This window comes from Candidatus Brocadiaceae bacterium (assembly GCA_012728835.1).
GTDB lineage: Bacteria > Planctomycetota > Brocadiia > SM23-32 > SM23-32 > JAAYEJ01.
On record JAAYEJ010000067.1, the window covers coordinates 1 to 15,099 of the forward strand.

General features: G+C 68.8%; 10 protein-coding genes. 2 read left to right on the top strand and 8 right to left on the bottom strand.

The window, feature by feature from the left end; genetic code table 11:
• Together GXY85_10950 and GXY85_10955 are read left to right on the top strand one after the other, a co-directional pair.
• On the top strand, positions 1-176 hold a 176-nt coding region (locus GXY85_10950; GenBank protein NLW51337.1), incomplete at its 5' end, for a N(5)-(carboxyethyl)ornithine synthase.
• 110 nt (positions 177-286) lie between these two features.
• Positions 287-2,314, top strand: coding sequence for a beta-galactosidase (locus tag GXY85_10955; protein NLW51338.1), 2,028 nt, complete (start codon positions 287-289; stop codon positions 2,312-2,314).
• Between the two features lie 26 nt (positions 2,315-2,340).
• On the opposite strand, the gene GXY85_10960 is transcribed toward GXY85_10955, so the two are convergent.
• From GXY85_10960 to GXY85_10995, 8 genes are all read right to left on the bottom strand, one after another.
• Entirely contained in the window at positions 2,341-3,294 is a 954-nt protein-coding gene (locus GXY85_10960) for a hypothetical protein (protein NLW51339.1), read from the bottom strand.
• A 56-nt stretch (positions 3,295-3,350) separates the two neighbouring features.
• Positions 3,351-4,583: a type II secretion system protein gene (locus GXY85_10965; protein NLW51340.1), complete on the bottom strand. Its 1,233-nt coding sequence runs from the start codon at positions 4,581-4,583 to the stop codon at positions 3,351-3,353.
• A 24-nt stretch (positions 4,584-4,607) separates the two neighbouring features.
• On the bottom strand, positions 4,608-9,131 hold the full coding sequence (locus tag GXY85_10970) for a LamG domain-containing protein (protein ID NLW51341.1): 4,524 nt from the start codon (positions 9,129-9,131) through the stop codon (positions 4,608-4,610).
• A gap of 29 nt (positions 9,132-9,160) precedes the next feature.
• Positions 9,161-10,576, bottom strand: coding sequence for a LamG domain-containing protein (locus GXY85_10975; GenBank protein ID NLW51342.1), 1,416 nt, complete (start codon positions 10,574-10,576; stop codon positions 9,161-9,163).
• A gap of 4 nt (positions 10,577-10,580) precedes the next feature.
• A complete protein-coding gene (locus tag GXY85_10980; GenBank protein ID NLW51343.1) occupies positions 10,581-11,432 on the bottom strand; it encodes a type II secretion system protein in 852 nt (283 codons plus the stop codon).
• Between the two features lie 86 nt (positions 11,433-11,518).
• Positions 11,519-12,766, bottom strand: coding sequence for a type II secretion system F family protein (locus GXY85_10985; GenBank protein NLW51344.1), 1,248 nt, complete (start codon positions 12,764-12,766; stop codon positions 11,519-11,521).
• A 369-nt stretch (positions 12,767-13,135) separates the two neighbouring features.
• A complete protein-coding gene (locus tag GXY85_10990; protein NLW51345.1) occupies positions 13,136-14,014 on the bottom strand; it encodes a hypothetical protein in 879 nt (292 codons plus the stop codon).
• Positions 14,007-14,957, bottom strand: a complete 951-nt coding sequence (locus GXY85_10995; protein ID NLW51346.1) for an SDR family oxidoreductase — start codon at positions 14,955-14,957, stop codon at positions 14,007-14,009. The genes GXY85_10990 and GXY85_10995 overlap by 8 nt, the downstream gene beginning before the upstream one ends.
• Positions 14,958-15,099 lie beyond the last annotated feature (142 nt).

Here is a 15,099-nt window from a genome sequence, read left to right on the forward strand (position 1 = left end):
ACCACACCCCGTCGCTCTACCACCGGACGGCGAGCGAGGCGATCAGCGGGGTCGTGGCGCGGTTCGTCAGCGACCTGGCCGAAGGCCGGCCGAACCCCGTGCTGGAGAAGGCCACCATCATCCGCGAGGGCCGCATCCTGGACGAGCGCATCGCACGCTTCCAGAAGCGCACGTGAGCCGGCCGCTCTCCGGGGAACCGCCGTTCCCGCGAATCGGCCGCGCCGAGAGGCTACAATCCCCGCCTGTCGGGCACTCCCGGCGCCGTTCACCATGAGGAGGCGTTGTCATGACTCGATGGGAACTGCCGTTTCGCCAGATCCACCTGGATTTTCACACGAGCGAAGACATTCCCGACGTGGGCGCGGACTTCGACGCCGAGGAGTTCGCCGCCACCCTGGAGAAGGCGCACGTCAACTCCGTCACCGCGTTCGGCCGGTGCCATCACGGCTGGATCTACTTCGATTCAAGGGAATTCCCCGAGCGCGTCCACCCGACGCTCGCCCGCCGCGACCTGCTCAGGGAGCAGATCGAGGCCTGCCACGCGCGCGGCATCCGCGTGCCCATCTACACAACCGTTCAGTGGGACCACTACACTTCCCAGCGCCATCCGGAGTGGTGCGTCCTGGACCCGGACGGCAGGCTGTCCGGCACCCCGCCGTACGAGGCCGGCTTCTACCGCTACCTCTGCGTCAACACGCCCTACCGGGAATTTCTCAAGCTCCACGTGCGGGAGATGCTCGAGACGCTGCCCGTCGATGGGTTCTTCTTCGACATCGTCCAGCACCGCGACTGCTCCTGCCGCGGCTGCCGGGACGATATGGAGGCAGCCGGGCTCGACCCGGCCGTCCACGCAGACCGCATGCGCCATGCGAAGCAGATGCTCGATGCGTTCAAGCAGGACATGACCGAGTTCGTGCGGCGGTTCAACAAGGACTGCCTCGTCTTCTACAACGCCGGGCACGTCGGGCCCGCCGTGCGGGATTCGGCCCCGGCCTACACGCACTTCGAAGTGGAGTCCCTTCCGAGCGGCGGCTGGGGCTACATCCACTTCCCGCTGTCCGTCCGCTACGCGCGCACGCTCGGCCGGGACTGCCTGAGCCACACCGGGAAGTTCCACACCGCCTGGGGAGATTTCCACTCGTTCAAGAACCGGCCGGCACTCGAATTCGAGTGCCTGCGCATGCTGGCGCTGAACGCGAAGTGCGACGTGGGCGACCAGCTCCACCCGCGCGGCCGGCTCTGCCCGCACGTCTACGACCTGATCGGGTCGGTCTACAGCCTGGTCGAGGCGAGGGAGCCCTGGTGCGCGGGCGCCCGGGCCGTCGCGGAGATCGGCGTTCTGACGCCGGAGGAGTTCACCGGCCGGCGCGAGGCCGCCGCCGGCGCGGTGCGTATCCTGCAGGAAGGCGCGCGGCAGTTCGACGTGCTCGACACGCGCAGCGACTGGGCGCCGTACAAGCTGCTCGTGCTGCCCGATCACGTGCCCGTGGACGACGAGCTGGCCGCCCGGCTGCAGGGCTACCTCGACGCCGGAGGCCGGCTGATCGCTTCCTTCGAGTCCGGCCTGACCCCCTCGAAGGACCGCTTCGCGGCGGCAGGGCTCGGCGTGCGGCTCCGGCCGAACCCGACGCGGTGCCCCGACGGCCGGCTCGCGCGCGATACCGGGTGGGAGGGCCGCAGCGCATACGCCGAATACGTCCTCCCGTCGGGTGCCATCGGGCAGGGCCTGCCGCCCACCGAACACGTGATGTACGCGAAGGGCGTCGAAGTCGAAGCGCAGCCCGGAACGGACGTCCTGGCCCCCGTGATCGCATCCTACTTCGACCGCACGAGCGAACACTTCTGCTCGCACCGCCAGACGCCGTCTTCGGGCCGGCCCGACTACCCCGGCATCGTGCGCCGGGGCGGCGCCGTCTACTTCGCACACCCCGTCTTCAGCCTCTACAACGCGTGGGCGCCGCGCTGGTGCCGGACGCTCCTCCTGAACGCCGTGGACATGCTGCTGCCCGAGCCCCTGCTGCGCCACGACGGCCCGACGGGCCTCATGGCGACGGTGAACGAGCAGGCCGCCGAGCGGCGCTGGATCGTGCACCTGCTCCATTACGTGCCCGAACGGCGCGGGCGTGAGCTGGACGTGATCGAGGACGTGATCCCGCTGTTCGGGCTGAACGTATCGGTCAAGGTGCCGGGGACGGTTCGGTCCGTGCGCAGGGTGCCCGACGGCGGGCCGCTGGAGTTCCGCTTCGAAGGCGGTCGGGTGGACTTCCTCCTGCAGCGCCTCGACGGCCACGCCATGGTGGAACTGGCGTTCTGAACGCCCGCGCGCCGGCCGCCGGCCCGTCAGCGGCTCCGGGGGGTGTAGGCGCCCTGGAAGGTCCAGGCGCGGAACATGTTCCCGGTCGCGTAGGCGACCGAGACGATCATCCGGGCCGAGGTCCCGCGGGCGTTCGTCGGGTAGAACTGCACCGTGTAGTAGAAGCCGGGGTAGAACGGATGTTCCCGGGCGACGGTAACGGGCGTGCCGGCCTTGTGCGCGACGGCCGCCGTGCCGCCCACGCCGCGGTCGAACTTGCCGTCGTTGTTTGCGTCGCTGATCGTGAAGGAGGTCGCACTGCGCGCGTCGTAGCGCATCCACTCCTCGTCCACGACGATGTAGCCGGGCACCGGCGCCCCGGCATCTGACCCATCGGGGAGCCCCTGGGGGTTGCCGTTCACGAGGACCGTGTCGTCATCGTGGTCAATGTCCGCGTCCAGCACGTAGAACCATGTGCGCGGCTGCAGGATCGGGTCGCCCTGCACGTACGAACCGCCGGGCCCGGCCACGTGGTCGCAGGTCGCGAATCTGTTGGCCAGCCTGCGGCTGTAGTAGATCAGGTCGCTGCCGATCAGGAACGGTCCCTCCGTGCGGGTGTCTTCCTGTTCCGCCTGCAGCGGGAAGAAGTTGTGCCGGATGGGGTAGAGGTCGAAGTTCGCCGAGGGGTAGTCCATCTCGGCCTGTGTCGTCTGGACGTCGAAGCTGCCGTCGCCGGCGCTCGCCGTCGGCTGGTTCAGGTCCGTCTTGGCGAAGACCTCGCTGAAGCGCACATCCTGGGCCTCGGCGATGAGTTCCTCGGCGATGAAGGCGGCCGTGCGGCGGTTGGACGCTTCGGCGTGGAGGACGCCGGCGGTGACGAAGAGGCTGACGATACTGACCGAACCGGTCAGGAACACGGCCAGCCCCAGGAGGACCTCCGTCAGCGTCATGCCGGACCGACGGCCGGCGCCGCGTGCAAGCGTTTTGCAGATGCGATGCATGTCCGCCTCCTTCGCCGGCCCATGGCCGGGGCGCCGGCCCGCAGCCGGCGGGGTTGTCACCAGGATTCCCTGCCAGTGAGGTTGCGGAAGACGCGGCTGAACGTGAAGCCGAACTCGACTGGCGCGCCGACGGCGTGGGCGACCTCCGCCGTGCCGCGGACAGCGCGCTCACACCCGGTGAAGGTCTGCGTGTCCTCGTCGAATGCCTCGAACCGGATCCACTCGTCCTCGATGCGGATGTAGGGCCACCGGGTGTTGTAGGCCGGCACATTGCCCCGCACGCGGATGCTGTCCCCGAGGTCCTCCACCACCTCCAGGCGCCCGACGCCGGGCAGCCGGTCCGGCGGCGTCGTCACGACCACCACCATGATCGCCGAGGGGAAGACGTTGTCGTCGACCCGCTCCTCTTCTGTGGCATAGTCGTCGGGATCGGCGAAGCCGGGCTGGCCCCAGTCCATCCGGAATGACGGCGTTGAGGCGTCGTCCAGCCGGTCGCTGTCCCACGCGAACAGCGGGCCGCAGGTGGTCGGCTTATACGAGTTGGTCCAGACGTGGAAATCCGGGTCGCCCCGGCCCTCCCAGGTGGTCGTGTACTGGCTCCAGCAGCGGACTTCGAAGTGGAGCACGTTCTCGGCCAGCGGCAGCGCCTTCCCCTTGATGCGGTCGGCGGTCGCAAGCACGTCCCTGTCGAAGAACGTATGCCCGGGATCGTCCAGGTTGACGGGGTCGTCTCCTATGGGCGAGAGCACCGCGCGGTAGAGCGTGTCGGAGTCGTCGCCGTCCAGCCCGCGCAGGTAGGCCACCTCGCAGAGGCCCTCGAGCGGGGCCAGGTCATCCTCCATGTCGATCAGGTTGTAGACGCCGGTCGCGTTGGCGACGTCGCCGGCCGCGCGCAGGTAGGGGTTGAGGGTCTGGTCGGGAAGCCCCCGGACGAACCGCAGCCTCTGCCGGCCCTCATCGTCCCCGTCCACCCAGAACTTGATGCGCATGTCGTAGTCTTCGGCTTCCTTGTTCCAGAACTGGCTCCGGCAGGCCCCGATGTCGTCGGCGATCTGGTGGAAGACGATGGTGGCGGCGTCGTAGGCGGCGGCGCGGCGATGGCCGATCCGCCACAGGCTGCTGCCATACTGCAGGGTGCGGATGGCGATCGAGCCGAAGATGATCACCAGCGTCATGGCGACCAGCATCTCGACAAGCGTAAACCCGGCCCGGCGCCGGGACGCCGCCCTGGCCTGCGTCGCACAGCGCCTGCCCGTGAGTCCTGTCGTTTGTCGCTCTCGACTGATCATGTCTGTCTATCCCTCACAGGCGGCTCAGAAAGTCATGGGCTCGGGGACCATCTCGATTCGGACTTCGTCCAGCTCCACCATCTCCGACCAGCCGCCGCCCGGCACGGGCGCGCCGGCTTCATAGGTGGTGCTGTAGGGCTCCGTCTCGGACAGGTCGAAGTAGAACCGCACTTCGACCCGGGTGTTGACCACCGGCCGCTCGCCGGCGCCGTTGGAGAGCGAGAGCACGTCCTCCTGGTCGCCCTCGTTGCAGATCCGGCCCCAGATGTTGTCTGCCGCGCTCGCGTCCGGGTTCGTGTTCCAGGGCTCCGTGTCGTCGATCTTGACGACGACGGCGACCTGCTGGCCCTCTTCGAGTGGCTCCTTGAAGCGCCACCGCACGGTCCGCAGCCGGCCCGGGCGGTCGACGCTGAAGCTGTACATGCACATGTCGCCGCCCAGTTCGGCCCCCGTGTATCCCGTATGGTTGCCCCAGGCGGTTCCGACCTGATAGCGATCCAGGTGCCGCACGGGCACGTGGCGGACGATGTCGCCGGCCGCATGGCCTGCGGCGGCCGTGTTGTAGCAGCCGCGCCGGTAGCCGCCGCCAAGCCGCAGCTCGCCTTGCGGAGGCGTGCCCCAGGCCGCGATTTCCTCGTAGGCCAGGATCTCGTCGCCGATCTTCACGTAGCCGGTGAGGGGCAGCACCGAGGCGTCCTCCACCGCGATGGCGGTGTCGCCGGCCCCAACGCCGGCGACCAGCCGGGTGGCCGGCAGGAAGCTGAGCGGGATGACCGCGCGCCAGCCCTCATGGACCTCGGCGAAGCCGCCGCCCAGCGGGGTCAGGTCGTCGCGCATCTGCGCCACACCGGCGAACGTGTGCCCCGGCGGCGAGAGGAACTCCTGGTAGCTGTAGATGTGCCCGGCCACCATGAACAGCCCGCTGAGGGGCATCTCGGCCCGGCCCAGGGCCTCGGCCATGTCGAAGGCGCTCCCCGCCTCGCGCCCCAGCAGCGGCCAGCCGGTGGCGTCGTCCCAGGTCCACCGCTCGACCGTTCCGTCGGTCGCGGCGGCGCTCCAGTCGGCAGCAGCCACCCGCAGATTCGGCAGGGCCGTCAGGCGCAGTTCGTCCAGTTCGCCCTCGAAGACCTCGCCGCCGTCCCGCGCACCGCCGAGGCTGAGTTCGCTCCCCACGGGGCCGCACGGCAGGGTGCCCGACAGCAGGGGCGTGCCCGCCAGCACGGCGGCCGTGTGCTTGACGAGCACCTTCCACCGGTCCTCCGGCAGCAGGTCGCCGGCTCCTTCCAGCGGGTAGAGCGTCGGGTCCAGCCCGATCCACCGGAAGTCGTGGTACGCCGCCCAGGTCGGCCAGGCGCCCATCGGGTGCGAGGTCCCGACGATATACGAGTTCGCGGGAACCGCGCCCCGGTCATAGGAGCCGTTGCCCAGGTCCGTGTGGTACCACAGCGAGACCTCGTCGGTTGCCACGGGGGGCTGCCAGCCGGCCGAATGCACCGTGGTGCGGACGACGGGCAGCATCAGGGCCACCAGCTCGCCCCGCATGTGCGTCTCTTCGAGGCCCTTCGCGCTTCCGTCCGCGAAATCCACCAGATGGAGGGCGTCGACCTCCACCATGTTCCCGCTGCCGGGCGGATCCTCGACCCAGTATGTGCCCTTGGCGTCGTAGGCGTAGGCGTGTCCGGCGGAGCCGATGACGACGGCGCCCTGCTCCGGCAGCCACGAGGCATCGTCCAGGCCGATGTAGCCCAGCGTCAGGGGCCACTCGCCGGTCGGCCCGGGGCCCCAGGTGACCGCCGCCGTGCGGTTCGGATAGGCCATGGCGACCGGCAGGAAGGAGCCCTCCTGCACGGCGCCCGGGCCCGCCTGGCCGGTCGGGTGATGGAACGTCCAGTCCATTTCCCGATCGTAGATGCCGTCGATGAACATGGCGATCTCGTTGCGGAACGTGCCCGCGACAGCCACCGCCACGTGGTACCACCGGTTGGACTCCAGGGGGATGTCGGAGACGGCCTCCACGTAGCCCTCGTATCCGGCGAGCGTCCGGTCGCCGACGGGCTCGTCGATGCGGAGCTTCAGCCGGCCGTCCTCCAGGTAGACGCGCACCTGGTTGATCGCCGTCAGCGCGTCGGGGTCGGCTCCGTCGCCGAGGTCCACCAATAGCTGCCGCGAGGTCACGTCGTCGGCGGGCCGCATCCAGAACTCCACGGCGAAAGGCTGGATGGTGGCGTCGCGCGAGTCGGCTTCGACGTGCCGCTCCCCGGCGACCGCGTCGTAGTGCGTGCGGTAAGCGAGCCGCGTGGACCGCAGGCCCTCGCTCGTTGTGTTCGTCACGTCGGCCTCTGTGCCCAGCACCATCTCCGTGTCGGCGGCGATGGAGAAGTCCAGGTCGAAGCTCGGCGTGCTCTCGTGCAGCCCCTCCTGAAGCGTCGTGTAGCGGGTGGCGTTCAACTGGTCCAGGAGAGGAGCCACCGTGCCGACGCCGTCGTCGAGGTCCTCGTAGACGTCCGTCGTTGCGGCGTCAAACGTCGCGGGATCGAAGCCCATGTTGATGGGGTTGGTGAGGAAGTTCCCGTTGCCGCCGGCCGTCTGCCAGTGGGTCCAGAAGTCCTTCTGGCTCCGCAGGACCCAGTAGAGGGGGTCGAGCGGCGGGGCGACGTCGTAGATGCGCGCGATCGCCAGGCCGGCGTTCACGGGCACCTGGGCGATGGGCGTGCCGGCCCGGTCGTCGACGATGCCCACCGAGTCGATGCCGATCATCGTGCCGCTGTTGAACCGCAGGGGCACGGTGGAGACGGCCGGCCAATCCGCCGGGTCGGTGTCGAAGTTGTGCCTCAGCAACTGCACCTGCGCGGCGGAGAGCGAGGCTACGGTGCCGAAGAAGGCGTCCAGATCCGCCCGGTCGACGAACCAGTTCTCGCCGGAGGTACGGTCGAGCAGCGCTTGGGCCACGGCGTCCGCTTCGGCCGGCCCGATGCTCGTCGTGTCGTCGCTGATGCCATCCAGGATCGAGCGCAGGACGATGTCGCTCGTGACGGTGTTGATGTTGATCGCGTGCCGCGCCTCGGCGTGGAGTTCGTCGGGGTCCGCGCCGCCGCTCTGATACTCCTCGTACAGGTCGATCTCCCAGGAGATCACGCAGCCGTCCAGAGACCGCCCCGCGTCGTGGTCCACACCGGATGTGCCGAACTCCCCGCGCGTGACGCCGGTCAGCAGCGGGTAGGGCGCCGCCGTGGCGTCGATGCCCGTGTAGCTGATCCACTCGTGTCCCTCCACCGGGTCCTCGATGCGGATGTAGCCCGTGGCGCCGTCCATCAGGCGGAACCCGGCGACGCTGGTGACCGGGATGTCCGCTGGAGACTCGTCGATGTCCTCGGCCAGTTGTGTGTCTTCGTTGCGGGAGGAGACGATGCGGTACTCCGCGTCCCCGGTCGGCGTGTCCGTCAGCCGCACGATGGTGCCGAGCCCGATGCCGTTGGCGGAACTCAGGTTCGCCGAAGACTGGTCTGTGGCCGCGTCGCCTCCGCTCGGGCCGGCCTCGATGTTGCCCTGGAGTGCAAAGGGTCCCTGCCAGCGGGAGGTGCCGGTGTGTTCCGAATGGACCGTGACGTAGCGGCGAAGCTTGTCGAAGTCGGCGGCGCTCAGCGGCGCGCTGGTCGCGCCCCAATAGGTCCCGTCCGCGTCCGCGATGTTCTTGAGCATGCTGAGGTTCTGGAAGGGGGTGTATTCGATGTCGGTCGACGTCTTCCACCAGGTGTAGTAGAGCCGGTAGTTGGAGATGGCCCGGGCGATGTCCATCCGGTTGCCGGCGTCGGTGCCGATCCCCAGCTCCTCCAGCAGGTTCAGGATCACGTCGTAGGGCGCCGTGTTGATGTTGATGAGCGCCTGCTGGTCCTGCACGGTCAGATGCCACAGCGCGCTGTCGGGGTAGAAGGACACGATGGCGCCGGGCGCATGCGCCTCCGGTGTCGTCCCGAACAGGCCCCGGTGCTCGTCGAGCACCGTCAGGGTTCCGTGCGGGAAGTCGGCGCTGCTCGGGTCCATGTCGTCCCGGCGGACGTAGGCCAGCCACTCGTTGTTCACGCGGATGTAGCCGTCGACCGTGTTGTCGTCCCCGTCGTTCGGGAATCCGAGGGCGTTCTCAACGGTCAGGGTCCCGCCGCCGGCAGCGCCCAGGGTGCTGGCGGTGGCCCGCGTGCGCAGCGTGACGTGGAACTCCCAGGGCGTGTCGACCGCCGGATCATTGAACGGGAAGAAGGCGTCGGGCGTGGCGCTCGCGAATGCCTGGTCTTCGAGGGCGTAGACGCCGCGGCTCAGCACGGCGATGGCGTGGCTGACGGCGCCCTGGGCGCCGGCGCGGGCGCGGACCGCGTGCAGGGCCTGCGTGCCCGAGCCGTGCTGCATGCGCATGAAGACGGCGAAGGGCAGGGCCAGCAGGAACATGGCGGCCAGCACGATGAGGGCCAGCATCAGCGCGGCCCCCCGGCGGCCGTCCCGTCCGCCCGGGATGCGGGCCCGCGGGCCCGGTGTGGTGTCGCTCGTGGTTCTCATGCGTTCTGCCTCGCTTCTGTGCCGCGCTGTCATGGCCAGACCACCCGGCCCACCACGCCCGCCGGCGTCACGCGCACGACGCGGGCGAACCAGACGGGGTCGCCCGCGTCGTGCGCATCCGCCAGCGTCCCGTACGCGGCGCGGCGGTCGTTGAACTGAATCAGGTTGAGGTTCGCGCCGGCGGCCGAGTCATACCGGATCAGTTCGTAGTACACCTCCCCGGCGTCTTCGCTGCGTATGAGCACGATGCCGCCGTCGGGCGGCATGGGGTTGCGGCCCTGCAGGGGGAGTGTCAGGGCGTCGACGGCGACGTCGCCGGCGAGTTCGGCCATCTGGTAGGGGTCGCCGACCGCGATGAAGACGTCGCCGCCGTGGTAGGCGATGTCGAGCCGGCCCTGTCCGTCGAAGTGGATGGCGCCGTGGGAGGAGAAGATCGGGACGCCCTCGGGCATCCGGGTGCGCTCGCCGCCGGCCACCGACAGGATCTTGGGCTGGTCGATCCGGCCCTGCATGTACACCGTGGTCCCCATGGGGGGGAACAGCGCGGCGCCGATCGTCAGGTTCGCCCCCCGGGCGGCGCGGATCCGCTGGGGCGCGACGAATGTCACGTCCGTGTTCTGCGGCGGGTTGGGCGGGTTGGGATCGGCCACGGGGTTATCGTCTTCGGGCTGACGAGAGCTGTCCAGGTCGGCCAGGACGCCGTTGACGAACAGGCGCGCTTCATAGCCGTCGAACTCGATGGCCACATGGCTCCATTCCTGCCCGGCGATCTCGAAATCCTCATGGGCCCTGAGCATGATCGCCGTGTTGGCAGGGTCGTCGTCCAGGAAGAAGCCGCCGCAGGGCGCATATCGCTCCGGGGACGTGCCGGTGCAGACGAGTCCCATGGCGTAGCCGGCGGCGTCGGGGTTCACACTGGACTTGCCCATCACGCCCAGCAGTTCACCAGTGGCTACGGTCGGTGCGTCCGGCCACACCCAGGTCTCGATGCGGACGCCGTCGGTCTGGTTGAAGACGGGCGGATTCCCGCAGTCGATGTAGTCGTCGCCGTCAAACGCCAGGCTGAGCCCCACGGCGCCTCCGTGGCCCTGGGTGACGCCGCCGTTCACCTCGCCGTCGTAGCCCTTCGCGCCGGGGGTGATGGTGCCGTCGATGTGTTCGAAGTGCCAGGCGCCCTCGATGGAGGTCGAGAGGCCGTAGATGGAGCGTTCGACGGGGTCGATGCGGACCAGAGCGCCGCGGCCGCTGTCGACGGCGGAGATCTGGGCCCGCCGCAGCAGGCTCTGGATGTCCTGCGCGGCGCCTTCGCGGCTGGTGCGCCGCCCGACCGCGGAGAACGACGCGACCAGCATGCCGGCGACGACGGCGGCGATGGCCATCACGACCAGCAGTTCGATGAGGGTGATGCCGCTGCGCGGCCTGCTCTGGTGCCGGATGCGCCCCATGGCCTCACTCCTCCCAGTTGGTGAGCTTTCCGGACTTCTTCCACCAGCCGGGCAACCAGCCGGGCTCGGTCGGGACAGGCAGGCCGCCGTCCTCATCGCAGCCGGCCATGCCCTCCAGCCCCCAACTGAAGAGCTGGAAGGTGTTCAGGTTCGGGTGGTTGTCCGTCGTCGTGCCGTAGTAGCTGCGGGCATAGCAGGGCTGGAGAACCCCATCGACATCCGCGTACGGGAGGGCTTCCGTGCCGGTTGCCGGGGCATACCACACGTCGTTCTCCTCGTCCCAGCCGTCGTAGTCGGCGTAGTAGCGGTTGTGGACGTAGACGAGCGGGTTGCCCCAGTAGTCGACGATCTCGAAGATCTGGCGGCCGCCGAAGTACCAGTTGGTGGCCTGGGCGACGTCATTCTGAAGGGTGTCGTTCTCCCGGTCATCGGGGGCGGCGTTCAGGTCGTCGGGCACGTCGACGTTGCGCAGCCAGTCGCCTTCCGGTTGGAGGTAAGGTCCGCCGGTCCGGCTTGCCAGGCACGCGACGAAGACCTCGATGCCTTCGTTGATGGTGCTGGGCTCCGTGCCCGTGTCCAAGCCGTCCAGGTGGCCGTCTATGTCGTTGTAGTCGAACAGCTCGGCGAGTTCGTCCCAGTGCATGGGCGGGTATTGGCCGTAGTCGTTGAAGAAGGCCGTGGCGGCCAGCTCGCACTGGCGGATTCGGGCCACGGTGACGGTCACTCCCGACCTGTTCATGGCGGCGATGATGGCCGGGGTGAGCAGTCCGGCCAGCACGGCGATGATGGTGATCACGACGAGCAGTTCCACCAGGGTGAACGCTGCCCGCCCGGCGACGTTTCGTTCCACATGCATCGTTCGGCTCCTTTCCCTGTATTCAGCCGGCCGATGCCCGACAGCCGGGCCGGCGGCGCCTGTGCGTCTTGTGGACGGTGCACCCATCACTTCGTACTCCCGGAGAGCGCGCTCATTATCGAGACCAGGGGCATGAAGAGTGCGATGACGATGAAGCCGACGACGACACCCATGCCGACGACCAGGATGGGCTCCATGAGGCGGGTGAGGCCTTCGACGGCCACGTCGACCTCCTGGTCGTAGTTGTCGGCCACCTTCATGAGCATCGCGTCGAGGTTGCCGGTCTCCTCTCCGACGTCGATCATGTTCACGACGATGTCATCGCAGACCTTGCTCTGTCCGAGGGGTGCGGCAATGGGGTCGCCCTCGCGGACGCTGTCGTGCACGGACTGGATGGCGTTGGCGAGCACCATGTTGCCGGCGGTGTCGCGGGAGATGTTCAGGGCCTCCAGGATGGGCACGCCGCTGCCGATCAGGGTGCCGAAGGTGCGGGTGAAGCGCGCGATGGCCGACTTGTTGACGATACTGCCGAACAGGGGCACGTGGAACTTGGTCCAGTCGACGGTCAGCCGGCCGATGCGGGTGCTGACGATGATCTTGTAGAGGACGAAGATGCCGACCGGGACCGCCGGCAGGACGTACCAGTACTTCGTGCACCACGAGGTGATGTCCAGCAGTAGCTGGGTCGCCGCCGGCAGCTTGACCTCCATCTCAAGGAACATGTCGATGAAGGACGGGATGATCCACTTGATCAGGCCGGCCAGGATGAGGGTGGCGATGCTCAGGACGGCCACGGGGTAGATGAGGGCGCCGACGACGCGGCGCTTCAGCCGGGCGGCCTTCTCACGGAAGTCGGCCAGGCGCTGCAGGACCAGGTCGAGCATGCCGCCGGTTTCGCCGGCCTTGACCATGTTGCAGTAGAGTTCGTCGAAGGCCTTCGGGTGCTTGGCCATGGCCTCCGAGAGGCTGGCGCCGCCCTCGACCTCGTCGGCGACCGACCCGACGATGTTCTTCAGTGCCCCGGCCCGCATCTGGCCTTCCAGGATGTTGAGGGCCTGCACGATCGGGATGCCGGCGTCGGTCAGGGTGGAGAGCTGCCGGGTGAAGCCTGTCAGGTCCTTGCCGCTGACACCGCCGATGGTGAAGGACTTCTTCCGGATGCGCCGGGTGGAGGTCCGACGCTGGCCGGTCTCGGCCTTCTTCTGCGTGACCCGGGTGGGGAACAGGGCCATCCCGCGGATCTTGGCGATCGCCTCGTCCTGGTTGCGGGCGTCAACCTGGTCGACGATGGCCTTGCCCTCGGCATTCATCGCCTCGAATTCAAAGGTTGGCATCGCGGACACTCCTTCGCATGAGAACGGTTCTTCCGGCCTGTTCCGGGCCGGACACCTGGATTTCAAGACTCAGCGCGGCTTCACTGTCAATGTGCTTCCCAAGTCCGTGAATGGATTATCGCCGTTTTGGCCCCAGGTGTCAACCCCCAAAACCGCGGCAGAAGCGGACGGACACGGACTGACACGGACGGACACGGACGGACACGGACGGACACGGACTGACACGGACTGACACGGACGCACGGGCGGGCACGGCGGGGCGTGCCCCTGCACGCGGGTCGCGCCCGGGCGTCCTCGCTCCGAGCGGGCGGGCACGGCGGGGCGTGCCCCTGCGCGCGGGTCGCGCCGGGGCGTCCTTGCCCCGAGCGGTCAGGGGGCGGCCGGGGCCTCTCCGCGTGCGTAGTAGTCGGGGTCCTCGGCCAGGTGGCGGCGGGCCTCTGCGAACATGGGCTCGAGCATCTCGCTGTTCCATGCGCGGTCGGTGTAGGGGCTGGTGCGCATCTTCTGCACCTCGCGTTCCAGTCCCTGGTCGCGGTAGCTGCCGTAGATGTGGAGGGAATCGGCGACGTCGACGTAGCGTCCGCACCGGACCGGGGCGTCGAGGCGCTCGGCCAGGTCGGCGGCGATGCGGCGCTGGAGGTCGGTGAGGGCGAAGACGTTCATGAACCAGGCCTTGTAGAGGTCGCGGCTGCGCCAGTGGGTGTTGAGGTTGAGGGTGTAGCCGTCGTCGACGGGCAGCAGGCGGGCCCAGAGGCGCTGGAGGCAGGGCGGATCGTCGGTGGCGGGGTCGCACTGGGGGATCCACGTGATGGCCTGTGCGCGGCGGGAGTGCGGCGCGGAGGCCAGCTTCTGCACCATGAGGGCGATCTGGTCGACGGCGGGGAACTGCGGTCCCGCCCCGGGCTGTTCCAGGTCCATCAGGGGCCGGTAGGCGAAGAGCCGCTGATGGTAGGTGTAGGTCCACTTGCCCTCGCGGGGGTTGATCCAGTGGTCGTGGATGCCGTCGACGACCTCCTGGCGGTAGACTTCCAGGTCGGTGGGTCCGCCGGGGAAGTTCTTGTGGATGCGCGGCTCGGCCAGGGGGTCGGCGACCTCGACCAGGACGGTGGCGTCGAGGCTGGGGGGGTCGGAGGGCTTGTCGTATTCGGTGCGTACCTGGGCGCCGTGGTCATAGACGGCCAGGACGGCCTTCTCCCATGCCTCGGGCAGGTTGCGGCCGCGCACGCAGAGAACGGGGATGTCAGTCATTGCCGGCCCTCAGTTGTTCCCTGAAGTACTCCATGGCCTGGCGCAGGCCGTCGGCGCGGGGCGTGGTGGGTTCCCAGCCGAGCACGCGGCGGGCCTTGGCGATGTCCGGCTGGCGCACCTTGGGGTCGTCGGTGGGCAGGGGCTGGAACACGATGCGGCTGGAGGAGCCGGTGAGCGCGATGATCTCCTTGGCCAGTTGGAGGACGGTCAGCTCCTCGGGGTTGCCGAGGTTGACCGGGTCGTGCTCGTGGCTGGTCAGCAGGGCGTCGATGCCGCGGACCATGTCGGCGATGTAGCAGAAGCTGCGGGTCTGGGAGCCGTCGCCGAAGACGGTGATGTCTTCGCCGGTGAGGGCCTGTCGGAAGAACGTGGGCAGGGCGCGGCCGTCGCGCAGGCGCATGCGGGGTCCGTAGGTGTTGAAGATGCGTACGATGCGGGTGTCCATGCCGTGGGTGCGGCGATAGGCCATGGTGAGGGCTTCGGCAAAGCGTTTGGCCTCGTCGTAGACGCCGCGGGGCCCGACGGGGTTGACGTTGCCCCAGTAGGTCTCCGGCTGGGGGTGCAGGAGGGGGTCGCCGTAGACCTCGCTGGTGGAGGCCAGCAGGAAGCGGGCACGCTTCTCGCGCGCCAGGCCAAGCGCCTTGTGGGTGCCCAGCGCGCCGACCTTGAGCGTTTCGATGGGGAACTCCAGGTAGTCGACCGGGCTGGCGGGCGAGGCGAAGTGCAGCACGTTGTCGACCGGGCCGGCCACGTGGATGTAGTCGGTCACGTCGTAGTCGATGAACTGGAAGTTCTTGCGGCCGAACAGGTGGCCGACGTTGACGGGCTCGCCGGTCAGGAGGTTGTCGAGACACAGGACCTCGTGTCCCTTCTCCACGTAGTAGTCGCAGAGATGGGACCCGAGGAAGCCGGCGCCTCCGGTGATGACCGTTCTGTGTGCCATGGGCGTCTCCCGATGCAGGTGGTGCGAGGGCGGCGGGCCGCCCGCATCCGGCCGGCGCGGGGCTCCCGTCCGGCTCGTATCGTAGCGAAGAGCGGGGGCAACGGCAAGGCGATTTCGCCGGCGGCAGCATTTGCCGCCCCCG

Bases quoted from the DNA above. Each gene is read 5' to 3' on its own strand.
- GXY85_10985 (NLW51344.1), bottom strand. From the start codon at position 12,766: ATGCCAACCTTTGAATTCGAGGCGATGAATGCCGAGGGCAAGGCCATC.
- GXY85_10965 (NLW51340.1), bottom strand. From the start codon at position 4,583: ATGATCAGTCGAGAGCGACAAACGACAGGACTCACGGGCAGGCGCTGT.
- GXY85_10990 (NLW51345.1), bottom strand. From the start codon at position 14,014: ATGACTGACATCCCCGTTCTCTGCGTGCGCGGCCGCAACCTGCCCGAG.
- GXY85_10955 (NLW51338.1), top strand. From the start codon at position 287: ATGACTCGATGGGAACTGCCGTTTCGCCAGATCCACCTGGATTTTCAC.
- GXY85_10995 (NLW51346.1), bottom strand. From the start codon at position 14,957: ATGGCACACAGAACGGTCATCACCGGAGGCGCCGGCTTCCTCGGGTCC.
- GXY85_10960 (NLW51339.1), bottom strand. From the start codon at position 3,294: ATGCATCGCATCTGCAAAACGCTTGCACGCGGCGCCGGCCGTCGGTCC.
- GXY85_10980 (NLW51343.1), bottom strand. From the start codon at position 11,432: ATGCATGTGGAACGAAACGTCGCCGGGCGGGCAGCGTTCACCCTGGTG.
- GXY85_10970 (NLW51341.1), bottom strand. From the start codon at position 9,131: ATGAGAACCACGAGCGACACCACACCGGGCCCGCGGGCCCGCATCCCG.
- GXY85_10975 (NLW51342.1), bottom strand. From the start codon at position 10,576: ATGGGGCGCATCCGGCACCAGAGCAGGCCGCGCAGCGGCATCACCCTC.